Consider the following 23,130-nt stretch of genomic DNA (forward strand, 5'->3'; position numbering starts at 1 on the left):
AACGAGTCAGTGGTCGACGACCCCGCCCACTTCGCCCGGGCCCACGGGCCGCAGACTGATCCCATGAGCACGATCAAGGCAGTGGTGTCGCTGGTCCTCTACCTGTTCCTGGTCGTCCTCATCGGACGGTTGATCCTCGACTGGGTCCAGGTGCTGGCACGGGCCTGGCGACCGCGGGGCCCGGTGCTGGTCGTGGCCGAGGTGGTCTACAGCGTCACCGACCCGCCCCTGCGACTGCTGCGGCGGGTCATCCCGCCGCTCACCCTCGGCCAGGTGCGACTCGACCTGGCCTTCCTCGTGCTCCTGCTGGCTGTCTCTTTGGCCCTCAATCTCCTAGGCTGAGGGACGCTCCTGACACTCTCGTCGTGGCGAGCTCTCGCGTCCTGCCCCCAGCGGCACTGCGCGAGCCCCCACCACGGCCCCGATCCGACCGAGGTGACTACATGGCGCTGACGCCAGAGGACGTTGTCAACAAGATCTTCACGGCCAAGACGCTCCGTCGCGGCTACGACGAGAACGAGGTTGACGACTTCCTCGACGAGGTCGTCGCCGAGCTGCGTCGGCTGGGCGCCGAGAACGAGGAGCTGCGTACGCAGCTCGAGGAGTGCCAGAAGGCGCGCGGCATCACGCCGACGACCTCGCACCGCGCCCCGTCCTCGGCGGGCACCAGCACCCGGGCGTCGGTGAAGGCAGCCGGCGGCACGGCCGCCGAGGAAGCGACCGCGTCCGAGTCCGGCGCGGCCGCCGCCTCGTCCGAGAACGCCCCTGCGTCGGCGGAGGCCACGACCAGTGAGGCGGTCGAGCGAGCCGAGCGTGAGGCGCAGGAGCGGATCGCCAAGGCCAACGAGGCGGCCGAGCAGGCCGAGCGTGAGGCGCAGGAGCGGGTCGCCAGGGCCAACGAGGCGGCCGGTGCAGCTGCCGACCACTCGTCCGAAGGGGAGACCGGGGCCGCGAGCGGGACGGACCGCGGCCACGCGGCCGAGCTCGCCGGCGCCGGCGCCGTGGGCGCAGGCAGCGCGGCCGGCGTCATCGCCCTGGCCCAGAAGTTGCACGACGAGCACGTCAGCGAGGGTCAGGCCACGCGCGACCGCCTCATCAGCGAGGGGCAGGAGCAGCACGCGAAGTTCCTCAGCGACGGCCAGGCCAAGCACGACGACCTCGTCTCCACCGCACAGGCACGCCACGACGAGCTGATCTCCACCGCGGAGGCGCGTCACGAGGAGCTGATCGCCGACGCCACCCAGCGATCGGAGGCCATGGTCAGCGAGGCCGAGGAACACAAGAGGTCGGTGCTCGAGGCGCTCGCGCACGAGAAGGACGTGCTCAGCGGGCAGATCGAGGCGCTGCGGACCTTCGAGCGCGACTACCGCGCCCGGCTCAAGTCCTACATCGAGGGCCAGCTCGAGGAGCTGGACCGGACCGGCGTGGACGAGGGGTCGAGTCTGCCCGGCGAGGGCGACGGCGAAGCACGGGCCGTCGGGGCCGGACAGCAGCCCGGCGAGGCCCCGTCGGGCGACCAGGCACAGCCGGCTCCGGGGGAGGGCGACACCCCGGCGGACCGCCCCTAGCACCCGAGAACCACGTGAGGGCGTCGACCGAGCTCGGTCGGCGCCCTCGCTGCGTGCTCACGGGGCAACGGCTGCGCTCGCCCGCGGGAAACTGTTCCCTGCGTCCCGTGTTTCCTCATTGAGGGATCTGGGTTCCTGCCCTATCCTCAGCGCCACGGACCGCCAAGAGCTCCTCGCCGGGGGACCGCGAGGCGACGAAACCCGGAAAGGGTGCGATGGCAGAGAAGACGATGGCGTCCCAGACCAAGCTTGCGGGGGCAGCCGACGCCGCGCCGAGCGCTTCCGCACACAAGGCGACCCGGGCGAAGTCCACGCGCAGTGGCCGCACGGCCGCCACCACGAAGGGTGGTACGGCAGTGACGCCAGCACAGGGCAAGTCCACCGGCAAGTCCACCGGCAAGGCGACGACGAGGGCGACCGGCAGAGGAGCGAGCACGAAGGGCGCCGGTGGCCAGAAGGCCGCGAAGGCACCAGCGACGCGGTCAGCAGCGAAGAAGGCCACGGACGGCAGTGCTGCGACGACGGCCGGTAAGGCCACGGCGAAGGGGATCACCGGCAAGGCGACCGGCGGGAGGTCGGTCGCGAAGCAGGCGAGCCCGAAGAAGGTGGACGCGACGCGCCCGGCGACGAAGGCCGGGGCGAAGAAGACCGACGTGAAGCCCCCGCCGAAAAAGGAGAGCACCAAGAAGCAGGCGGCCACCACGGAGCAGGCGGGCACGAAGAAGGCGGCGCCGGCCGGTAGGCCCACGGCGAAGCAGACGCCCCGGAGGGCGACCAGCAAGGCGGCGGCGCGGCGGCCCCGCAAGGTCGCGGTGACGGCTGCCACTGCCCGCAGCCTGCCGGTCCTCGAGGAGGAGTCGGCGTGGACCAGCGGCGAGCTGGCAGAGGTCAAGGAAGAGCTCGAGTCGGACGTGCGAAGGCTGGAGTCGGAGATCGACCTGGCCGAGGTCGGCCTTGCGGGGCTGATGCAGGACGCCGGGGACCAGTCGGGTGACGACGAGGCCGACGCGGGGGCCAAGACCTTCGAGCGCGAGCAGGAGATCTCGCTGGCCAACAACTCGCGCGACATGCTCGAACAGAGCCTGCACGCGCTCGAACGGATCGCCGCCGGCACCTACGGCGGGTGCGAGTCGTGCGGCAACCCGGTGGGCAAACTTCGCCTTCAGGCGTTCCCTCGTGCGACCCTATGCATGACATGCAAACGCAAGCAGGAGCGCCGCTGAGCGCCACACCAAGAGGCGACGACCCGACCCCCACCCCACCGGAGCCACGGCGCCCCCGGCGAGCGCTGTTCGTGATGGTGGTCGTGGCCGCGGCCATCGTCCTGACCCTCGACCAGGTGAGCAAGTCGTGGGTCGTCGCCAACCTCGACCCGACGCAGCCGCGCGACCTGGTCGGTTCGGTGCTGAGGCTGCACCTGACCTTCAACCCCGGTGCCGCGTTCAACCTGGCGACGGGAGCGACGTGGGTGCTGACGCTGATCGCGGCCGGCGTGGTCGTGGTGACCATCGTCACGGCCCGTCGCCTCGGTAGCCGGGTCTGGGCGCTGGCCCTCGGCCTGTTGCTCGGTGGGGCCCTCGGCAACCTCAGTGACCGCATCTTCCGCTACCCCGGCGGTGGTCGCGGTCACGTCGTCGACTTCCTGGAGCTGCCCCGGTGGCCGATCTTCAACGTCGCCGACATGGCGGTGGTGTCCGCCGCGGTGCTGATCGCGCTGCTCGCCTTCTCCGGCATCGGGATCGACGGGAAGCGCGCCAGTTCCGGGGCAGGGCGGCACGAGGCACCCCGCGACGGCCGCTCCGGGGAAGAGCGCGAAGAGCCCTCGGACGAGCCCCCGGCTGACCCGCCGTCGGACGAGCAGCGCTCTGGGGAGCAGCCGGCGGACGGGGCGAGGGAGGACAGCGCGTCACCCGACCGCAAGGACGGCCATGACTGACACCCGGACGATCCCGGTGCCCGACGGCCTGGAGGGCGAGCGGGTCGACGCCGCCCTGGCGCGACTCTTCGGGCTCTCGCGGACCAAGGCGGCCGACCTCGCCACCTCGGGCGCCGTGCTGCTCGGACGCAAGGTCGCCGGCAAGTCCGACCGGGTCCGTGCCGGCGACTGGCTCGAGGTGACCCTCCCCGACCGGCAGGACGACACGGCACCGGAAGTGGTCGCCGAGCCGGTGCCCGGCATGACGATCGTCCACGACGACCCCGAGATCGTCGTCGTCGACAAGCCGATCGGGGTCGCCGCACACCCCAGCGTGGGCTGGTCCGGACCGACCGTGGTCGGCGGCCTGGCCGCGGCGGGCTACCGCATCTCCACCTCGGGCGCGCCCGAGCGGCAGGGCATCGTCCAGCGGCTCGACGTCGGCACCAGCGGGCTGATGGTGGTCGCCAAGAGCGAGCGGGCCTACACGCTGCTCAAGCGCTCCTTCCGCGACCGCACGGTCGACAAGACCTATCACGCCCTGGTCCAGGGGCTGCCCGATCCGGTGGAGGGCACCGTCGACGCCCCGATCGGACGCCATCCCGGCCACGACTACCGGTTCGCGGTCCGCCGGGACGGCAAGCCCAGTGTCACCCACTACCACGTCATCGAGGCGTTCCGGTCGGCCTCGCTGCTCGAGATCCACCTCGAGACCGGCCGCACCCACCAGATCCGGGTGCACTTCTCCGCGTTGCGGCACCCCTGCGTGGGCGACCTGACCTACGGCGCCGACCCGGTGCTGGCCAGGAGGCTGGGTCTGGACCGACAGTGGCTGCATGCGGTGTCGCTCTCCTTCGACCACCCCGGCAGTGGTGAGCGGGTGACCTTCGAGAGCTCCTACCCGGACGACCTGCAACAGGCACTGGAGCACGTCGCGGCGTGACCCTCGGCCGGTGTGGCGGGCGGCCGTCATACCAGCCCCTGGCACCCCGGCGGAGGGCGAGGCGCTGCCCGGCGATGTCGGCCGTCAGGCTTAGACTTCCCTGCGATGGCCACCCACTCCACACCCTCCGGCGCAGGGGACAACTTCGTCCACCTGCACGTGCACACCGAGTACTCCATGCTCGACGGCGCGGCCCGCATCGACGAGCTGTGCGAGAACGCCGCACGGATGGGGATGCCGGCGATTGCCACGACCGACCACGGCTACGTCTTCGGGGCCTACGAGTTCTGGAAGAAGGCCACCAAGCACGGCATCAAGCCGATCATCGGGGTCGAGGCCTACCTCACGCCGGGCACCCACCGCACCGACAAGACCAGGGTCAAGTTTGGCGACGGGGTGGACGACGTCGGTGGGTCGGGCGCCTACACCCACATGACGCTGCTCGCGCGCAACAACAACGGGATGCACAACCTGTTCCGTATGTCGTCGCTGGCCTCGCTGGAGGGCTACTACTTCAAGCCGCGCATCGACCGCGAGCTGCTCTCGACCTACGGCCAGGGGCTGATCGGCACGACCGGGTGCGCCGGCGGCGAGATCAACACCCGGCTGCGGATGGGGCAGTACGACCAGGCGCGCGAGGCCGCTGGCGAGCTGCGCGACATCCTCGGCAAGGAGAACTTCTACTGCGAGATCATGGACCACGGCATCGAGATCGAGCGCCGCACCATGAAGGAGCTGCTGCGCCTCGCCAAGGACCTCGACCTGCCGTTGCTGGCCACCAACGACCTGCACTACACCAATGCCGAGGACGCCAAGGCGCACGCGGCGCTGCTGTGTGTGCAGTCCGGCTCGACGCTGATGGACCCGAACCGGTTCAAGTTCGACGCCGAGGAGTTCTACCTCAAGACGCCCCAGCAGATGCGCCACCTGTGGCGCGAGCTGCCGGAGGCCTGCGACAACACGCTGCGGGTCGCCGAGCGCTGCGAGGTCTCCTTCACCGAGGGCGAGGGGCGCTACATGCCCCGGTTCGAGGTGCCCGAGGGCGAGGACGAGACCAGCTGGTTCGTCAAGGAGGTCGAGCGCGGGCTGCACGAGCGCTTTCCCGAGGGTGTGCCCGACTACGCCCGCAAGCAGGCCGCCTACGAGACTGAGGTCATCGTCGGCAAGGGCTATCCGAGCTACTTCCTGGTCGTCGCCGACTTCATCAACTGGGCCAAGGACAACGGCATCCGGGTCGGCCCCGGGCGCGGTTCGGGTGCCGGGTCGATGTGCGCCTACGCGATGAAGATCACCGACCTCGACCCGGTGCCGCACGGGCTGATCTTCGAGCGCTTCCTCAACCCGGAGCGCATGTCGATGCCGGACTTCGACGTCGACTTCGACGAGCGGCGCCGCGGCGAGGTGATCAGGTACGTCACCGAGAAGTACGGCGAGGAACGCGTCGCGCAGATCGTCACCTACGGCACGATCAAGGCCAAGCAGGCGGTCAAGGACGCGTCCCGAGTCATGGGTTTCCCCTTCTCGATGGGGGAGAAGCTCACCAAGGCCATGCCGCCGGACGTGATGGGCAAGGGCGTCCCGCTCTCGGGAATCTACGACCCCCAGCACAAGAGGTATGCCGAGGGGGCGGAGTTCCGGGCGCTGGTCGAACAGGACCCGCAGGCCAGGGAGATCGTGGACACCGCGCTCGGCCTCGAGGGTCTGAAGCGGCAGTGGGGAGTGCACGCAGCCGGCGTGATCATGTCGAGCGAGCCGCTGATCGACCTGATCCCGATCATGCGCCGCGAGCAGGACGGCCAGATCATCACCCAGTTCGACTACCCGAGCTGCGAGACGCTCGGACTGGTCAAGATGGACTTCCTGGGCCTGCGCAACCTGACCATCCTCGACGACGCGCTGGTCAACGTGAAGTCGAACCGCGACGTCGACCTCGACCTCGAGGCGCTGTCGAAGGACATGACCGACCAGAAGACCTACGAGCTGCTGGCCCGGGGCGACACCCTGGGCGTCTTCCAGCTCGACGGCGGCGGGATGCGCACCCTGCTGCGGCAGATGCAGCCGGACAACTTCGAGGACATCTCCGCGGCCCTCGCGCTCTACCGTCCGGGGCCGATGGGCGTCAACGCCCACACCAACTTCGCGCTGCGCAAGAACGGCAAGCAGGAAGTCATCCCGCTCGACCCGCAGCTGAAGGGCAAGCTCCAGCCCGAGATGGTCGAGGCCCTAGACCCGATCCTCTCCACGACCCACGGCCTGGTGATCTACCAGGAGCAGGTGATGGAGATCGCCCAGAAGCTTGCCGGTTACACCCTCGGCAACGCGGACCTGCTGCGACGCGCCATGGGCAAGAAGAAGAAGGAGGTGCTGGACGCCGAGTACGTCCCCTTCAGCGAGGGGATGAAGGCCAACGGCTTCTCCGAGGGGTCGGTCGCCGCACTGTGGGGCGTGTTGGTGCCGTTCTCGGACTACGCGTTCAACAAGGCGCACACCGCGGCATACGGGCTCGTGTCCTACTGGACCGCCTACCTCAAGGCCAACTACCCGGCCGAGTACATGGCGGCACTGCTCACCAGCGTGCGCGACGACAAGGACAAGTCGGCGCTCTACCTCAACGAGTGCCGGCACATGGGCATCAAGGTGCTGCCGCCGGACGTCAACGAGTCGGTCGCGAACTTCGCGGCCGTCGGCACCGACATCCGGTTCGGCCTCGCAGCGATCCGCAACGTCGGGCGCAACGTGGTCGACGCGATCATCACCGCGCGCGAGGAGAAGGGCCGGTTCACCTCCTTCGAGGACTTCCTGCGCAAGAGCCCGGCCGTGGTGTGCAACAAGCGCACCATCGAGTCGCTCATCAAGGCGGGGGCCTTCGACGACCTGCAGCACACCCGACAGGGCCTGGTGCACGTGCACGAGGCGTATGTCGACGCGCTGGTCGACGAGAAGAGGCAGGAGGCCATCGGTCAGGACTCCCTCTTCGGCGGCGGTTTCGGCGACGCCGGCGGCGAGGATGCCGGGGCGTCGCTGATCGCCATGCCGACGATCCCGTCGATCGAGTGGGACAAGCAGACGCTGCTCGCCTTCGAGCGGGAGATGCTCGGCCTCTACGTCTCCGACCACCCGCTCTTCGGGATCGAGCACGTCCTCGCCCAGCACGCCGACTGCTCGATCGCCTCGCTCATGGCCGAGGACGGCAAACCTGACGGTGCGAGCGTCACGATCGCCGGCCTGATCACCGGGCTTCAGGTCAAGCGCACCAAGAAGGGCGACCTGTGGGCGATCGCGACGGTCGAGGACCTCGACGGCGCGATCGAGTGCCTCTTCTTTCCGTCCACCTACATGACCGTCTCGACGATGCTCAGCCACGACGTGGTCTGTGTCGTCAGGGGCAGGGTCAGCCGCCGTGACGACTCGCCGTCGATCTTCGCGCAGGAGCTGACCCTGCCGGACATCAAGGAGGGGCCACGCGGACCGGTCGTCGTGACGATGCCCCTGGCCCGCGCGACCAACGGACTGGCCGAGCGGCTGAAGGGCGTGCTGTCCGACCACCCCGGTGTCACCGAGGTGCACGTCCGGCTCACCCAGCCCGGCCGTTCCGTGTTGATGCGCCTCGATGACCAGTTGCGGGTCACTGCCTCGCCGGCGCTGTTCGGTGACCTCAAGGCGCTGCTCGGGCCGGCCTGCCTCAGCAGCTGACGGCGGGCTACGCCAGACGCAAATCCACAAGCCGTCCCTGGCCGGCCTGCGCCATGCTGGGCCCATGAGCGATACGTCTTCAGCCACCTCCCAGCCCCCAGAGTCCTCCGAACCCGTCGGCGTGATGGCGCGCGCGATCGACCAGCTCGCCGCACTGGTCGATCGGGTCGATCCCAGCCAGACCGCGTCGCCGACGCCGTGCGCCTCGTGGGACGTGGCGACCCTGCTCGACCATGTGGTGGCCGACCTGCCGAATTTCCTCGCCGCTGCCAAGGGCGAAGAGGTCGACTGGTCCGAGCAGCCCCCGAGCGTGGCACCCGACTGGGCATCGGCCTTCCGCGAGGGCGGGGACCGGCTCCTGTCCGCCTGGCAGGTGGCGGGATCCAGCGAGCCCGGGATCCCTCCGGACCTGGTGACCGCCGAGTTCGCCGTCCACGCGTGGGATCTGGCCACGGCGCTGGGGGGACGCTCCGGCCTCGACCCGGGCCCGGCCGAGCGCGGCCTAGCCATGATGCAGGGGATGCTCCAGCCGTCGATGCGCGGAAGCGAGGCCGAGGGCAAGGCGTTCGGGACGGAGGTGTCACCGCCCGCTGATGCCTCGACCTACGACCGCTTGGTGGCCTTCGCCGGTCGCGACCCTCGCTGGTCGCCGCCCACCCGCTAGGAGCTGGGCCCGGCGAGGGCGCGCGGGCCGGTCACTGGTCGTCGTCCGACCCCTTGACCTTGTCCACGACCGCCTTCGCACCCCTGCCGACGGCATCCGGGATGACGTGGCCGGGGCTGGCGTCGAAGGTGGACTCGTCGAGCATGTCCTTGACCATCTGCAGGGCGATCCGGTTGCGGTTCGGAGTCCCGGCCTTCATCGCACTGAACAGCTTGGTCATCTGGGCCTTCTTGACCTTCGCGGGAATAGGCGGTTCGTGCGGGTCGACGACCATCGCCACGATGGCGGGCCCGTCGTGCGCGAAGGCAGCGCGCAGGGTCGCCACGCAGTCGGCCGGGTCCTCCACGCGAGCGCCGTAGGCGCCGCAGGCCCCGGCATACTTCACGAAGTCCAGGGGAGCCATGATGACGCCGTACTCCGGGTTGCCGAGGAAGACCATCTGCTCCCACTTGATCAGCCCGAGGGTGTTGTTCTTGATCACGACGATCTTCACCGGGAGCCGGTGCTGCACCAGGGTGAGCATGTCGCCGAGCTGCATGGTCATCGAGCCGTCGCCGGTGAAGACGACCGCCTGACGTCCCGGGTATGCCGTCTGGGCGCCGATCGCGCAGGGCAGGCCGGCCGCCATCGAGCAGTTCGTCCCGCTGAAGCTGAACTTCATTCCCCGCGGATCTTGATCAGCCTGGCCGCCCACGTGGTCACCGTGCCGGAGTCGCCACAGACGATCGCGTCGGGCGCGAGGACCTCGTTGAGTGCCCACGCCGGCACCTGCGGCTTCATCGGGACGTCGTCGCGGGTGCCGCGCTCCTCCAACAGCGCCCATCAGTCCTCCATGCCGGCCTGGGCCTGTTCCAGGAACGCGCGGTCCTCGTTGCGCTCGAGCAGCGGCAGCAGCTCGGTGAGCGTCGCTCCAGCGTCACCGCACAGGGCGACATCCACCGGGTAGCGCAGCCCCATCCGGTCCGGCTTGTCGTCGATCTGCACGCAGACGGCCTGGCCCGGCGCGGGGAGGAACTCGATGTAGGGCAGCGAGCTGCCGACGACCACCAGCGCATCGCACTGCTCCAGTGCCTCCTCGCTGGGCCGTGAGCCGACCAGGGCGATCGGCCCGGTCGTGTAGGGGGAGTCGTCCCGCACGCAGTCCTTGCCCAGCTGGGCCTTGATGATCGGCGCGCCGAGCTTTTCGGCAGCTGCTCGAGCTCGGTGCCGGCGCCCCGGGCACCCGCGCTCAGCGCGGTCCGGCCGGCGTAGTCCACGACGTTGAGCACGTGCTGCGGACCCATGATCCGCTGGTTGTAGAGCGCCACGTCGTTGAACATGTCGTCGACGTTCACGTCCTGCAGGTAGCTCGTGCCGATCAGGTCGTGGTAGGTCATGCCTGTGATGGCGAGGATCGGCGCCTGCTCGACGCGGGCGTCCAGCATGCCGTTGAGCAGATGCGCGGCGCCCGGGCCGCAGGTGGAGAAGCAGACGCCGAGCTTGCCGGTGAACGTGGCGTACCCGACCGCCGCCATCGAGGCGACCTCCTCGTGTCGGACATGGATGTAGCGGATCTGGTCCTGCCGCTTGCGCAGCGCGTCCATCAGGCCGTTGATGCTGTCCCCGGGCAGGCCGAAGACGGTGTCCACGCCCCACTCGATGAGGCGGCCACCAAGACGTCCGATGCGGTGGTCGAGTCGGCCACGGGCGAGGGGCAACGCGCGGACTGTGATCGCTCAGCCGCGTTTGGGATCGTCGCCGCACGGGTAAACGGCAAGGGGCGCTGCGCGCCCGGTCGCGGTGACCGTGGTGACGATGGCCGCCGTGTGCCGGGGAGCCGCGTCGGTTAGCGTGGTCCGGTGAGCACACCCAAGCCCCCCGTGGCCGCACAGGTCGACCACGTCCGCGAGCACCACGGCGACCGCTTCGTCGACCCCTACGAGTGGTTGAGGGACAAGAGCGCCCCCGAGGTCATCGCCCACCTGGAGGCCGAGAACGCCTACGCCGACGCCGTTACGGAGCACCTCGAGCCACTGCGCCAGCGGATCTTCGAGGAGATCCGCTCGCGGACGCTCGAGACCGACCTGTCCGTCCCGGCGCGGCTGGGCGGTTGGTGGTACTACGCGCGCACCTTCGAGGGTCGTCAGTATGCCGCGCACTGCCGCCTCCCGGTCGTCGCCGGCGCCGACCGCCCGCGTCCCGAGCCGGGTGTCGCGATCGACGGTGAGCAGGTGCTGCTCGACGGCAACGTCGAGTCGGAGGGGCACGAGTTCTTCTCGCTGGGAGCCTTCGAGGTCTGCCAGGACGGCACGCGACTCGCCTACGCCGTGGATCTCGAGGGCGACGAGCGCTTCACCTTGCGGGTCAAGGAGTTCGGCGAGGACGGGCAGGGCACCCTCATCGACGAGGCCGTGACCGACACCGGCTACGGCGTCGCGTGGTCCGAGGACGGCCGACACCTGTTCTACACCCGGGTCAACGAGGCCTGGCGGCCCTTCCAGGTGTGGCGCCACGAGGTCGGCACCGACGCCGCCGGAGACTCGCTCGTCTTCGAGGACCCGGACGAGCGGTTCTGGGTCGGCGTGGGCGCCTCCCGCGACGACCGGTGGGTGGTCATCCAGTGCGGCTCGACCACGACGTCGGAGGTCCGGCTCATCGATGCGTCCCGCCCGCTCGACGAACCTCGAGTGGTGGCGCCTCGGACGCACGGCGTGGAGTACGACGTGGAGCCTGCTGGTGACCGGCTGCTCATCGTGCACAACGCCGGTGACCCGGACTTCGAGCTGGCGAGTGCACCGCTCGAGGCGACCAGCCGCGAGGACTGGACCCCACTGGTGCCCCCGACTCCCGGTGAGAGGGTGGTGGCCGTCGAGGCGTTTGCCGACCACGCTGTCGTCTCGCTGCGCCGCGACGGTCTCACGGCGCTGCGGGTCCTGCCTCGAGACGCCGCGAGTGAGAACGGATTCGGGACGGGCCATGATCTGGGGTTCGACGAGCCGGTCTACACGGTCTCGACGGGCAACAACCCGGCATACGACAGCGGCGTGGTGCAGGTGACCTTCGAGTCGCTCGTGACGCCCACGGCGGTGTACGACTACGACATGAGCGCGCGCACGCTCAGCCTGCTCAAGCAGCAGCCGGTGCTCGGCGACTACGACGCGACACGCTATGTGCAGCGCCGGGAGTGGGCCACCGCCGATGACGGCACGCGGGTGCCGATCTCGTTGGTTGCCAGGGCGGATGTGGCTGCGGACGGCACGGCCCCGGGACTGCTCTACGGCTACGGCTCCTACGAGATCTCGATCGACCCGAGCTTCTCCATCGCGCGGTTGTCGCTCCTCGACCGGGGCGTGGTCTTCGCCATCGCCCATCCGCGCGGCGGCGGTGAGATGGGCCGCCGGTGGTACGAGGGCGGCAAGCTGCAGGCCAAGAAGAACACGTTCACCGACTTTGTTGCGTGCGCGGACCACCTGGTTTCTTCGGGCTGGGTCGCGCCGGACCGCCTTGCCGCAGAGGGCCGTTCGGCTGGTGGCCTGCTGATGGGAGCCATCACGAACCTGGCGCCGGACCGGTTCCGGGTCGTGCACGCCGGCGTGCCGTTCGTCGACGCGCTGACCACGATCCTCGACCCGTCACTGCCCCTGACCGTCGGGGAGTGGGAGGAGTGGGGCGACCCTCTGCACGACGCCTCGGTCTACGCCTACATGAAGTCCTACACGCCCTACGAGAACATCGCCGTGAAGGACTACCCGGCCATCCTGGCGACGACGAGCCTCAACGACACGAGGGTCTACTTCGTCGAGCCGGCCAAGTGGGTCGCCCGACTGCGGGAGACGGTGACGTCCGACCCGGTCGAGCGGCCCATCCTGTTGCGCACCGAGATGGTCGCCGGGCACGGCGGCAAGAGCGGCCGGTATGACGCGTGGCACCAGCGGGCGTTCGAGCTCGCCTTCCTGCTGGACCAGCTCGGCGCCGCCTGAGCGGCGACTGCCGCACAGCAGCCGCGACGAAGGACTCAGCGGTTCACGAGCCGCTTGCGGACGATCGCGACGGGGCAGGCCGCTCTGCGCAGCACGTCGTTGCTGACCGAGCCCAGCAGTAGCCCGGTGAATCCACCGGTGCCGCGCGCCCCGACGACGACCAGATCTGCGTCGGACGACTTCTCGACCAGCAGCTTGAGCGGGTTGCCGCGCACGATCTCCTGCCTGACCTTGACGTCGGGATAGCGGGCTGCCGCGCCGGCGAGGGACTGCGCCACCGCAGCCTGCTGCTCGGACTCGTAACTGGGCCAGTCGGAGGTGGCGACGTCCGTGACGTCCTGACGCCGCTCGGGCCACCAGGCGTGCAGGACCAGCAGCTCGGCGCCACGCTGGTCGGCCTGCAGGTAGGCGTAGTCGACGGCCCTCAGGGAGTCGGGCGAGCCGTCGACCCCGACGACGACGCGGCGGTGGCTGAGGTGGTCGGCCTCGGCGTGGCGCACGACGGTCACGGGGGAGTGGGCGTGCTCGGCGACCTGCAGGGCCACCGAGCCCAGCGCGCTCGGCATGAGAGTGCTCTGGCCGCGCGCGCCGACCACGACGAGCTCGGCCTCGTGCGAGGCGCGGATGAGTGCTGCGGAGGCGAAGCCCGAGGCGCTCACGCCGGTCACGGGCACATCCGGTGCGATGGTGTGGATCCGGGCCCTGGCGTCCTCGAGGATGCGTTCGCTCGCGGTGACCAGCGTGTCGTGGTCGGCGCCGCCCCCGAAGATGGCCGAGGGCTCGTCCGGAGCGAAGGCGTGGACGAGGTGGATCGGCAGGTGGCGGCGTCCGGCCTGGGCGGCCGCCCACTCGAGTGACATCTTGCCGAGGGCGGAGCCGTCGACCCCGACCACGATGCTCCCCTTGCGCGGTGTCTTGTCCATGGTGGACTCCCTTCGACCAGTGGGCGTCAGCCCGTCTCCTTCGACTGTAGCCCGATTGCGGGTCGGGTTCAGGTACCCCGCGGTGCGTCGGCGGAAAGGGCCGGCCCGCAGCGGGACGCGGCCGCCACCGCGTGATCCGCGCCCGAGTTCGCTGCGAGACTGACGGGTATGAGTCTGCCGCTGCCCAGCCCGCACGATTCCGTCTCTGACACCGCCAGTCGCTTTCTCGACTACCTGGACTTCTACCGGTCAGTCGTCTCCACGAAGGTGTCCGGTCTAGGCGACCACCAGTTGAGACAGAGCCGTCTGCCGTCCGGATGGAGTCCCATCGAGCTGGTGAAGCACCTGGCTTTCATGGAGCGCCGCTGGCTGGTCTGGGGCTTCCGCGGGGAGCAGGTCGAGTCCCCATGGGGTGACCAGGGCGAGGCGGAGGTCTGGGCAGTCGGCCCGGACGAGTCGGTGGCGGATCTGCTGCTCGCCCTGCACCGGGGCGGCATCAGGGCCAGTTCAAAGTCGTCGGTTCGGCGTGGCGCCGTGGTGACACGCCGGTGCGGGTGTACAAGCCGGGCGGGCACGGCCAGTACCGGGATCGTTGTGGGTGCTTGAAATCCATTCCGATCGATCGGAGACCCGCCGTGCCCGCACCGGTATCGTCCCTCATCCCTGTCGCTGATGCACTGCTGGACCATGACGTGCGTGCCGGCCAGGCGGCGCCGGTGCAGGTGTGGCAGGTGCTGACGACGCTGACCGATCCGCGGCACCGGCAGGGGCGCCGGCACGAGTTGGCCACGGTGCTGGTCGTGTCGTTGGCTGCGGTGATGGCCGGGGCGCGCAGTCTGGCCGGGATCGCCGGCTGGGCGTCCGATCTGCCTCGGTGGTGCTGGCCCAGGTTGGGGATCGGGCGCTACCCGCCCAGTGTGTCCACGGTCCGGCGGGTGCTGCTGGCGGTGGACCCCGACGTGCTGGACGCGGTCCTGCACGCCTGGCTCGCCGCGCTGAGCACGCCGCCACCGCGCGTGCCGGACGCCTTCCGGGTGGTCGCGGTCGATGGCAAGACGTGCCGTGGTGCGCGCGGCGCCGGCGGTTCCCGGGTGCACCTGTTCTCCCTGGTCGACCACGCCACGGGCCAGCCCTTGGGGCAGGTCAACGCCGGCGACAAGGACCACGAGATCGCCGCGTTCGCAGCGGTACTGGACCGGATCGACCTGCGGGATGTGATCGTCACGGCGGACGCGCTGCACACCCAGCGCTGCCATGCCCGCTACCTGCACCGGCACGGCGGCAAGTACGTGTTCATCGTCAAGGGCAACCAGCCCCGGCTGCACGCCCAACTGCACAAGCTGGCCTGGGACCAGGTGCCGGTGGCCGACCACACCGAGGACAAGGGGCACGGACGCCGTGAGTCGCGCACCCTGCAGGTCCTCGGCGTCGGCTCGGGCATCGGGTTCCCGCACGCGAAGCTGGCCGTCCGGATCATCCGGACCCGTACCCAGGTGAGCACCGGCGCGACCGGTCAGGAGACGGTGTACGCGGTCACCAACCTCACCTGGGAGCAGGTCAGCGCGGCACAGTTGGCCGACATCATCCGTGGCCACTGGTCCATCGAGAACAGGGTGCACTGGGTGCGCGACATGTCCTTCGGCGAGGACGCCTCCCAGGTCCGCACCGGCACCGGTCCGCGCGCCATGGCGACCCTGCGCAACATCGCGATCGGGCTCCTCCGGACCCGGCACGGCGCGGCGAACATCGCCGCGGCAACCCGCACCCTGGGCCGCAGAATCGAGCAGCTCCTGGCGCTCATCGACCACCGAACGGCGCCCCATCCGTCACAGCGGTATCAACTTTGAACGAGCCCTGGGGGCGGCATGGCCACACGCGAGATCGTCGAGGGCAACGAGCTCGCGACCCGGGCACAGGTCGGCGGCCGGTTCCCGACCGCCGCCGACGCACCGACGCTGGAGTGGATCCTCTTCCACGTGCTCCAGGAGTACGCCCGCCATGCCGGCCACCTCGACATCGCCCGAGAGCTCATCGACGGAAGCGTGGGCGAGGACTGAGCTGTCGCAGTGGTGTTTGGCGACTCGCGGGCCGGGTAGGGCAACGTCCGGGCGCTGAGCAGGAGGTGGACCGTGCAGATCGGCTACAAACTCGCCGCCGAGGCGTTCGGACCCGGCGACCTGGTCCGCCAGGCAGTGGCCGCAGAACAGGCCGGGTTCGACTTCGTCGAGATCAGCGACCACTTCCACCCGTGGCTCGACGTGCAGGGACACTCGCCGTTCGCCTGGAGCGTCCTGTCCGCGATCGCGGCCAGGACCAACCGGATCGGGCTCGCGACCGGGGTCACGTGCCCGACGGTGCGATACCACCCCGCGATCATCGCGCAGGCCGCGGCCACGGTGCAGCTCCTGTCCGACGGGCGCTTCACACTGGGGGTAGGAGCAGGTGAGCGGCTCAACGAGCACGTCGTGGGGCGCGGGTTCCCGGCGGTTCGAGACCGGCACGCGATGCTGCGCGAGGCGCTCGAGATCATCCGGTTGTTGTGGTCGGGCGGATACCAGTCGTATGACGGCACGCACCTGAGGCTGGAAGATGCCCGGGTGTTCGACCTGCCGGACGAGCTGCCCCCCATCGCCGTGGCGGCAGGCGGGCCGGAAGCAGCCCGGTTGGCGGCCGAGCTGGGCGACGGCCTGTTCGCCACGAGCCCCGATGCGCAGCTGGTGGAGACCTGGCGCCGTGACGGCGGCCAGGGACCGCGGTATGCCGAGGTGCCACTGGCGTGGGCGGCCGACGAGGACACAGCGGCCCGCGCCGTCCACGAGACGAGTCGCTGGGCCCTGACCGGTTGGCCGGTGATGGCGGAGCTGCCCAACCCGTCGAACTTCGAGGCGGCCACCACCATGGTGACGGTCGACGACATACGGGCTCAGTTTGCGTGCGGACCGGAGGTGGAGCGTCACCTGCAGGTGGCGCAACCGTTCGTCGATGCCGGGTTCGACCACCTCGTGGCCCAGAACGCCGGTCCTGACCCCGAGGGTTTCATGGACTTCTTCGCACACGAGCTTGCCGAACCGTTGCGGGCGCTGGTGCCGTCTCCCTCCTAGGCCGATCGGCTTGGCGAGCACCGATCCACACGAGACTCGCGCCGGACGAAGCGACCAGCGCGGGAGGAGGCCGCGCGACGGAATGGGACAGCAACCAGGGCCCTGCGACGACGGCGGACGTCCGGCCCACCTGCGTCGTGGCATTCCTCCGTTGCTGCTGCTCACCGGGGCGGCGGCGGCCACCGACTCCGTGTGCTATCTCGGTCTGGGAAAGTGTTTCCGGCCAACATGACCGGCAACACCGTGCTCCTGGCCACGGGCATCGCAGGCGGTCAGGGTGCAGCGGCCTGGCGGTCGGCGGTTGCCCTGGGTGGTTTCGTGGTCGGTGCGGCGGTGGCTGCCCTCTTTCCGAGGTCCGACGAACCATTCCGGCTCTCACGCCTGGTGCCCCTGGCGGCGGAGCTGGGAATGCTGCTCGGCGCCGTCTTCTGGTGGTCGGTCGGAGCACCGGGCACGAGCGCCCGGTTGGTCCTGATCGCGTTGTTCGGCACGGCGATGGGGATGCAGAGCGCGGTGGTCTCGCGTCTCGGCGTCGGCGTCAGCACGACCTACATCACCGGCACCTGGACTGCGGTCAGTGGGTGGCTGGCTCGAACGATCCGTCCGGCCACCAGTGGTGCGGAGGGGACCGCACAAGGTGATCGGTGGCGTCAGGTGATGGTCGTGCTGACGTACTTCGGCGCGGCGCTGCTCACCGGCTACCTCTTCCTCCGGTTCGGCGTGGTGGCCGCCTGGGTTCCCCCCGGGCTGCTGGGCATCGGTCTCCTGGCGAGTCTGTTCCCGCGACGGTCGGTGACGGCCTCCGGGGGAAAGGGGTGAGACCGGCGCCTGCTTCGTGGTCGGCGGATACGCTCCCTCAGAAGTGGTCACAGAGGCGGCCGACGACCAAACCGTCCCGTCGGCAGGCCTGCACCACCAGGCCGACCGCCACCCGGATCGAGCCGTCGACGCCGGGGGAGCCACCGACGGGGGCCTCGTGGAGCAGGACCGTCCCGCCCGGCCGGAGCTGCTCGAGCACGCGCGCGGCGATCTGTCGCCCTGGCTGCGGCTCCCAGTCGCGGCCCCAGGCGGACCACAACACGGGCCGCAGGCCGGCTCGGTGACAGGCCCACAGCGCGGACCCTGACAACACCCCGTAGGGCGGCCTGTACCACGTGGGGCGCTGACCCCCCAGGTCCTCGATCAACGCGGTCGTGCGCCGCAACTGGCGCAGCAGCGGGCGGGGACCGTGCCCGAGAGTGTATTCGTGGGACCACCCGTGGACCCCGAGCTCGTGGCCCCGCGCTGCGATCTCCCGGACGAGGTCCGGTGCCCGCGTTGCGCGTTCGCCGAGCAGGAAGAAGGTCGCGCGCACCCCGCAACGCGACAGCACGTCCAGCAGGGGCCGGGTCGTGTCCGGGTGCGGACCGTCGTCGAGCGTCAAAGCGACATGGCCTGGGCGGCCGCTTCCTTGCAGGCCGGGAAGGAAGCGGCGGACCGACGGAATCCAGGTGGCGGCCGGAAGGACCTGGCCCGCCGCGGCCGCGCCGAGACCGACGGCTGCCCAGCGGGATGCGGACGCGCAACGGTCCTGCATGTTCCCTCCGTCTTTGGGAACAAGCATCATATGGCTCGCGTCCTCGTCCTCACCGCCAGCATGGGTTCCGGGCACGACGGTGTGGCACGGGAACTGGGCAGACGCCTACGCCAGCGAGGCTGTGACGTCATGATCGTCGACCTGCTCGGACAGTATCCGTTCGGGCTCGGTCGCCTGCTCCGTGGAGGGTACGCCGCGATGTTGCACGGTGCTCCGTGGCTCTACGAGCTCATCTTCCGCATCTTCTTCGTCGTCCGGCGGCACCGCGGCGCGGAGGTGTCACCTGTGGTTTCGCTCGTGGCGCCGAGTCTGCGACGGTTGGTGGACGCCACGTCGCCGGACGCCGTGGTGAGCACGTTCCACCTCGCCGGGCTGGTCGCGGGGCGGCTGCGTCGCCAGGGACGCCTGAGCGCGCCGAGCATGGTCCTGGTGACCGACCCCGCCGCCCACCACCTCTGGCGGGATCGTTCCACGGACCTCTACCTGTGCGCCTACCCCGGACAGGCGGGCGAGCTGTCCCACGACCTCGGCGTGCCGTCGATGTCCATCCGGCCCGTCGTCCGCCCGCAGTTTCGTTCCCCGAGCGTCGGGCTCGGCTTCACCGACTGGCTTCCCGACGGCGAGGACCGGAAGGTCGTGATGGTCTCGACGGGGTCGTGGGGGATCGGCCGCCCGGCGCGGGTCGCCGCTGCGCTCTACTCGACCGGTCGGTATCTGCCCGTGGTGCTCTGCGGGCACAACCGCGACCTGGAGACACGGTTGCGGGCCCGGCAAGACTGCATCGCGCTCGGCTGGGTCGAGTCACCCGAGCACATCATGGCGACCGCCTCGGCCCTGGTGGAGAACTCCGGCGGCGGCCTGACCTGTTGGGAGGCGTTCGCCGCTGGGCTTCCGGTGGTGACGTTCAAACCCATCCCGGGCCATGGTCGAGCCGGCGCCCGCTGCCTCGCCCGCGCCGGCCTGACCCTGCTCGCCACCGATGACGAAGAGCTCGTCGCGGCGCTCGACGACGTGACCGCCGGATCGAGCTCGACGCGCGAGAGGCTCCGGTCCGCCGAGGGCGCGTTGTTCGGCGCCGGGCGCGTCGAGGCCGACGCTGCGATCTCGGCTCGACTGCTCGCCAGGCCCGGGACCCACGGGGTGGCAAGTTGACCGCATCGGATGTCCGGCGAGTTCAGTACCGAATCGCCCTCCACCGGAAGAGGACACAACGCCAACGGCCACCGCGCCGGCGTCAGGATGCAGTGGTCGCGAATTGGCGTAGGCTGAAGTGGTTTGTCGAGCAGCTGGCCAGCGTCCGCCTCGCCCCTGGAGGCCGCACGTGAACTGCGAACTGACCATCAACGTGGACGTGGACGGCCGCGAGACCCAGGTGTCCGTCGCCGGGATCCTCGACGCGTCCAGCGCCAACGCCTGCCTGAAGCAACTGCTGCAAGCCATGCACCTGGAGTTTCCTCGTCTCGTCGTCGACCTGTCCCAGGCCGAGTTGGTCGACTCCGCGGGACTGGGCATCCTGCAGGCGGCGCGCGCACAGGCGGTCACCCTGGGTGGACACCTGCGCCTGGTGGGCGTCCCGGAGTACCTCTGGCCGATGATTGCCGAAGAACGGTTGGCGCTCGCCGCGGACACCCCCTCCTTCCCTGGAGGCCACGGCTCGGCCGTCGAGGGCTGAGAGTGTGTCGCCGAGCAGCGCTGGTGTGAAAGGAATTTCGACCGGCACTAGCCCGTCTACGGGCTGTGGGGCTGGGCCCAGGGCTCTAGTCGCGTCGACCTCTCTTTTCGACGCGGCCGTCCCCTTCCCGGGTGTTCACTTCGTTGAAACGCTGTGCCGCGCGGGTTCCCAACGTCGTGAGTCGGTCCACCACGACGGAGCCGAGGCGTCGGCGCGCCGTGCTTCCCTCGACGACCGCGCCGGGACCGGATCCGGTCGGCAGGGCCCGGGACGCCAGCCTGAGCAGACGCGTGGTCGTGCTGGGTGCGAGGGCCGCGAACCTCGTCGCGACCTTGGCCAGGGGAGTGAGGATGACCATGGGCCTGCCGCCGAGGACGGCGTCCACCATGAGGCGAGCGGCCCTCTCGGCGTCCATGGACAACAGCGGCAGGGACGCGGCGACGGAGAACCACGCATACTCCTTTGCCGGGTCTCCCGTGAACAGGGCGTGCCGGTCCGAGCCCGTGCGCATGAGACCCGGCACGATGGTCGTCGCCGTCACGTCGGTGCCCGCCAGGTCGGCGTGCAGGCCCTGGCTGAAACCGACTGCACCGAACTTTGCCGTGGCATAGGGCAGCAGGTGCGGCGGGCTCACGACGCCGCCGATCGAGGTCACCGTGCCGAGGCGGCCGAACCCTCGGTCGCGCATGCCGGGCAGCACCGCGAGGGCGAGGTGAATCGGGCCCCAGACCATGATGTCGATCGCCTCTCGGAAGAGGTCCTCGGTCACCGCTGTCAACGGTCCCGCCTGGATCACCCCGGCGACATGGATCGCGACGTCGATACCCCCGTGCTCGCGCTCCACCTCCCGGACCATCTGGCGCACGGCTGCACCGTCGGCGACGTCGCACACGAGGCCCTGCAGCTCGAGGCCATGATCCTGGCGCAGCTGCCGAACCGCGCGCTCGACCTCCTCCGGATCACGGGCACAGATCGTGGTCCGCAACCCGCGGCCGGCGAGCTCGCGGGCGACCAGCAACCCGAGGCCACGCGAGCCACCAGCGACGAGAGCGGTGCGCGGGCGCTCCAGCGCTGAGGTGGGAGACATGCGCACCCCCTACCCATTCCTTCGTGCGACACCCCTGCCGTCAAGCGTGTCCGGTCGGGCCGGGAGCGAAGCCGGCTACCTCTTGCTCCAATCGGCACGGGGCAACCGCTCGGCTCGCCACGCCGGTTCAGTGCCGCCCGGCGCACGAGCTCACGCAGGCACCTCGACCATGGCGGCTGTCACGGCGCGGATGACCATCGTGAGCTGGGGGAGTGAGAGCGTCCGGTCGCCGGCACCGGCCACCTGGTCGAAGACGAGGCCGTCCAGGAGCGCAGCCAGGTGGTGCGCCTTGGCGTCGGGAGAAGGGACCCCGACCGCGGCGAGCAATGAGGCAAGGGCGGCACGGACCTTCTCGCCGCTACGCACGAGGACCTGCCGAAGCTCCGGTCGACGCGTCGCCTCCAGGGTGAGTTCGTAGCGGGCGAGCTGGCGTTGCCGGTCGCGGGTCACCCACGTGTGCAGCAACTGCGCGATCGCCGCCGCGAAGCTGTCGAGGTCGGGGGTGGGCAGGATCGGTACCTCGGTCTCGTCCAGCTCCACCAGTCGTTGGACGGTGGCTTCGAGCAGGGCGAGCCGGCTGCGGAAGTAGTAGGACGTGGAGCCCTCGGGCAGTCCCGCCGCGTGGTCGACGGCGCGATGGGTCAGACCGCGCATACCGTCGCTGGCCAAGGTCGCGATCGCCGCGTCCGTGATCGTGGTCCGGCGAGACATCAGCGTTGCCGCCTTCCCTCTACGGATGTAATGTCACACTCTACGAGTGTAGAGGAGGGTGCATGAGGGTCCTGATCGTGGGCGGCGGCATTGCTGGCCTTGCGGCGGCCATCGGACTCGCACGAGTGGGGGCGCAGGTGACGGTGATGGAGCAGGCCCGGCAGTTCGGCGAGGTCGGAGCGGGCCTGTCGGTGTGGCCGAACGCGTTGCGCGCTCTCGATGAGCTCGGAGTCGCCGAACAGGTGCGGGCACGGGCACGGATGGCGCGGAGGCCGGTCATCCGGGACGTCAGCGGGCGGGCGTTGTCGACGACCGACCTTGCCGAGATGGAGCGACTCTTCGGACCGCTGTTGATGATTCACCGCGCCGAGCTGCTCGATGTCCTGGTGGGCGCGCTGCCGGCGCCGGTCACGCTGCGACGCGGCGTTGTCGTGAAGGCGGTGCAGTCGGACGGGTCCGTCGCGCACTCGGCGGGCACGACCGGGGCCGACCTGGTTGTCGGGGCGGACGGCATCAACAGCACCGTGCGGACGGGGTTGTGGCGGCAGGCGCGACGCCCACGCTACCTCGGCTACAGCACCTACCGGATGCTCACCGACCCGTCAGACATCGACGAGGAGGGAGAGATGTGGGGGCGTGGCCTGCGGTTCGGGTGGGCACCGCTGCCGGACGGTCGGGTCTACTGCTTCGCCGTCGTCAACACGCCTGCCGGAGAGGGTCCGCAGGCTTTGCCGCAGGTGGCTGAGCGCTTCAGCGGTTGGCACGCACCCGTCCCACAGCTGCTCCGGGCCGTGCCGCCCGAGGCTGTGCTCCACCACGATCTGTACGAACTGCCCCCGCTGTCGACGTACGTCTCCGGCCGCGTCGGTCTCATCGGCGATGCCGCACACGGCATGGCACCGAACCTGGGGCAGGGCGCGGGGCAAGGGATCGAGGATGCGGTCACCTTGGCGGCCGTGCTCAATGCGGCACCCAGCATCCCGGCCGCGCTGGCCGCCTACGACCAGCAGCGCCGGAGCAGAACCCAGTCAGTGGCCCGGCGCTCCCGCCTCATCGGTGTCATCGCCCAGCTCCAGTCGGCCCCTGTCGTGGCCGTGCGCGATGCCGTCATGCGGTGCACGCCGGATCGCGCCGTGTTCCGTTCCCTGAAGCCGGTGTTGTCCTGGCAACCGCCGTCCGGCACCGGACGGTGGCGGAACGGCGGCGTGTGAGCCGCGGAATGGGGCTCGGCACCGTGGACGGAGCGGAGTAGCTTCGGGACGTTCTGAAACTGCGTTCCGGGCTGGTGTCCCCCACACGACGGCTTGTTCGTCGTCCT

General features: G+C 70.1%; 23 protein-coding genes and 1 pseudogene. 16 read left to right on the forward strand and 8 right to left on the reverse strand.

The window, feature by feature from the left end; genetic code table 11:
- The first annotated feature begins 63 nt into the window (after positions 1-63).
- The 7 genes from FCN22_RS03550 (at position 64) to FCN22_RS03580 (ending at position 8,783) form a co-directional block, all read left to right on the forward strand.
- Entirely contained in the window at positions 64-342 is a 279-nt protein-coding gene (locus FCN22_RS03550) for a YggT family protein (RefSeq protein WP_137120144.1), read from the forward strand.
- A gap of 101 nt (positions 343-443) precedes the next feature.
- Positions 444-1,568, forward strand: coding sequence for a DivIVA domain-containing protein (locus FCN22_RS03555; RefSeq protein WP_202911376.1), 1,125 nt, complete (start codon positions 444-446; stop codon positions 1,566-1,568).
- 215 nt (positions 1,569-1,783) lie between these two features.
- Positions 1,784-2,791 (forward strand): TraR/DksA family transcriptional regulator, encoded by a 1,008-nt coding sequence (locus FCN22_RS03560; protein WP_238384492.1) that lies wholly within the window; start codon positions 1,784-1,786, stop codon positions 2,789-2,791.
- Positions 2,792-2,865: 74 nt separating this feature from the next.
- Positions 2,866-3,504: a signal peptidase II gene (lspA, locus tag FCN22_RS03565; RefSeq protein ID WP_202911385.1), complete on the forward strand. Its 639-nt coding sequence runs from the start codon at positions 2,866-2,868 to the stop codon at positions 3,502-3,504.
- The gene (locus tag FCN22_RS03570) at positions 3,497-4,426 is read left to right on the forward strand and encodes an RluA family pseudouridine synthase (RefSeq protein ID WP_137120146.1); all 930 of its coding nucleotides are present in this window, start codon (positions 3,497-3,499) and stop codon (positions 4,424-4,426) included. Before lspA ends, FCN22_RS03570 begins: the two co-directional genes overlap by 8 nt.
- 105 nt (positions 4,427-4,531) lie before the next feature.
- Positions 4,532-8,119, forward strand: coding sequence for a DNA polymerase III subunit alpha (gene dnaE, locus FCN22_RS03575; protein WP_137120147.1), 3,588 nt, complete (start codon positions 4,532-4,534; stop codon positions 8,117-8,119).
- 64 nt (positions 8,120-8,183) lie between these two features.
- Positions 8,184-8,783: a maleylpyruvate isomerase family mycothiol-dependent enzyme gene (locus FCN22_RS03580; protein WP_162308122.1), complete on the forward strand. Its 600-nt coding sequence runs from the start codon at positions 8,184-8,186 to the stop codon at positions 8,781-8,783.
- A 31-nt stretch (positions 8,784-8,814) separates the two neighbouring features.
- Here FCN22_RS03580 and FCN22_RS21800 read toward each other — a convergent pair whose 3' ends face one another.
- The 4 genes and pseudogenes from FCN22_RS21800 to FCN22_RS22765 form a co-directional block, all read right to left on the reverse strand.
- The gene (locus FCN22_RS21800; protein ID WP_202911377.1) at positions 8,815-9,444 is read right to left on the reverse strand and encodes a thiamine pyrophosphate-dependent enzyme; all 630 of its coding nucleotides are present in this window, start codon (positions 9,442-9,444) and stop codon (positions 8,815-8,817) included.
- The gene (locus FCN22_RS22485) at positions 9,441-9,563 is read right to left on the reverse strand and encodes a thiamine pyrophosphate-dependent enzyme (protein WP_274381535.1); all 123 of its coding nucleotides are present in this window, start codon (positions 9,561-9,563) and stop codon (positions 9,441-9,443) included. The genes FCN22_RS21800 and FCN22_RS22485 overlap by 4 nt, the downstream gene beginning before the upstream one ends.
- Positions 9,564-9,605: 42 nt before the next feature.
- Positions 9,606-10,253, reverse strand: a complete 648-nt coding sequence (locus FCN22_RS22760) for a hypothetical protein (RefSeq protein ID WP_373681276.1) — start codon at positions 10,251-10,253, stop codon at positions 9,606-9,608.
- A pseudogene (locus FCN22_RS22765) lies at positions 10,175-10,411 on the reverse strand (thiamine pyrophosphate-binding protein); the annotation flags it as partial. The pseudogene FCN22_RS22765 and the gene FCN22_RS22760, both read right to left, overlap by 79 nt.
- A gap of 210 nt (positions 10,412-10,621) precedes the next feature.
- Between FCN22_RS22765 and FCN22_RS03590 the strand changes: the two are divergent.
- Entirely contained in the window at positions 10,622-12,742 is a 2,121-nt protein-coding gene (locus tag FCN22_RS03590; protein ID WP_137120149.1) for a S9 family peptidase, read from the forward strand.
- A 35-nt stretch (positions 12,743-12,777) separates the two neighbouring features.
- On the opposite strand, the gene FCN22_RS03595 is transcribed toward FCN22_RS03590, so the two are convergent.
- Positions 12,778-13,665 (reverse strand): universal stress protein, encoded by an 888-nt coding sequence (locus FCN22_RS03595; protein ID WP_137120150.1) that lies wholly within the window; start codon positions 13,663-13,665, stop codon positions 12,778-12,780.
- 168 nt (positions 13,666-13,833) lie between these two features.
- Between FCN22_RS03595 and FCN22_RS03600 the strand changes: the two genes are divergently transcribed.
- The 5 genes from FCN22_RS03600 (at position 13,834) to FCN22_RS03620 (ending at position 17,585) form a co-directional block, all read left to right on the forward strand.
- Positions 13,834-14,271 (forward strand): mycothiol transferase, encoded by a 438-nt coding sequence (locus FCN22_RS03600; protein ID WP_137120151.1) that lies wholly within the window; start codon positions 13,834-13,836, stop codon positions 14,269-14,271.
- 29 nt (positions 14,272-14,300) lie between these two features.
- Positions 14,301-15,512: an ISAs1 family transposase gene (locus FCN22_RS03605; RefSeq protein ID WP_137120152.1), complete on the forward strand. Its 1,212-nt coding sequence runs from the start codon at positions 14,301-14,303 to the stop codon at positions 15,510-15,512.
- Positions 15,513-15,530: 18 nt separating this feature from the next.
- A complete protein-coding gene (locus FCN22_RS03610; protein WP_137120153.1) occupies positions 15,531-15,722 on the forward strand; it encodes a mycothiol transferase in 192 nt (63 codons plus the stop codon).
- A 72-nt stretch (positions 15,723-15,794) separates the two neighbouring features.
- Positions 15,795-16,766, forward strand: coding sequence for a TIGR03557 family F420-dependent LLM class oxidoreductase (locus FCN22_RS03615; RefSeq protein WP_137120154.1), 972 nt, complete (start codon positions 15,795-15,797; stop codon positions 16,764-16,766).
- Between the two features lie 213 nt (positions 16,767-16,979).
- Entirely contained in the window at positions 16,980-17,585 is a 606-nt protein-coding gene (locus FCN22_RS03620; RefSeq protein ID WP_274381536.1) for a YoaK family protein, read from the forward strand.
- A 37-nt stretch (positions 17,586-17,622) separates the two neighbouring features.
- Here FCN22_RS03620 and FCN22_RS03625 read toward each other — a convergent pair whose 3' ends face one another.
- On the reverse strand, positions 17,623-18,342 hold the full coding sequence (locus FCN22_RS03625) for a polysaccharide deacetylase family protein (protein ID WP_137120156.1): 720 nt from the start codon (positions 18,340-18,342) through the stop codon (positions 17,623-17,625).
- Between the two features lie 30 nt (positions 18,343-18,372).
- Here FCN22_RS03625 and FCN22_RS03630 point away from each other — a divergent pair, with 30 nt between their 5' ends.
- Complete coding sequence (locus tag FCN22_RS03630) at positions 18,373-19,494, forward strand: MGDG synthase family glycosyltransferase (protein ID WP_137120157.1); 1,122 nt, start codon at positions 18,373-18,375, stop codon at positions 19,492-19,494.
- A 169-nt stretch (positions 19,495-19,663) separates the two neighbouring features.
- On the forward strand, positions 19,664-20,014 hold the full coding sequence (locus tag FCN22_RS03635; RefSeq protein WP_162308123.1) for an STAS domain-containing protein: 351 nt from the start codon (positions 19,664-19,666) through the stop codon (positions 20,012-20,014).
- Between the two features lie 85 nt (positions 20,015-20,099).
- On the opposite strand, the gene FCN22_RS03640 is transcribed toward FCN22_RS03635, so the two are convergent.
- Positions 20,100-21,101, reverse strand: a complete 1,002-nt coding sequence (locus tag FCN22_RS03640) for an SDR family NAD(P)-dependent oxidoreductase (protein WP_137120159.1) — start codon at positions 21,099-21,101, stop codon at positions 20,100-20,102.
- Between the two features lie 150 nt (positions 21,102-21,251).
- Complete coding sequence (locus tag FCN22_RS03645; RefSeq protein ID WP_137120160.1) at positions 21,252-21,812, reverse strand: TetR/AcrR family transcriptional regulator; 561 nt, start codon at positions 21,810-21,812, stop codon at positions 21,252-21,254.
- A gap of 62 nt (positions 21,813-21,874) precedes the next feature.
- Between FCN22_RS03645 and FCN22_RS03650 the strand changes: the two genes are divergently transcribed.
- On the forward strand, positions 21,875-23,023 hold the full coding sequence (locus FCN22_RS03650) for an FAD-dependent monooxygenase (RefSeq protein WP_137120161.1): 1,149 nt from the start codon (positions 21,875-21,877) through the stop codon (positions 23,021-23,023).
- Positions 23,024-23,130 lie beyond the last annotated feature (107 nt).

This window comes from Segeticoccus rhizosphaerae (genome assembly GCF_005222685.1).
GTDB classification, from domain to species: Bacteria; Actinomycetota; Actinomycetes; order Actinomycetales; family Dermatophilaceae; genus Segeticoccus; species Segeticoccus rhizosphaerae.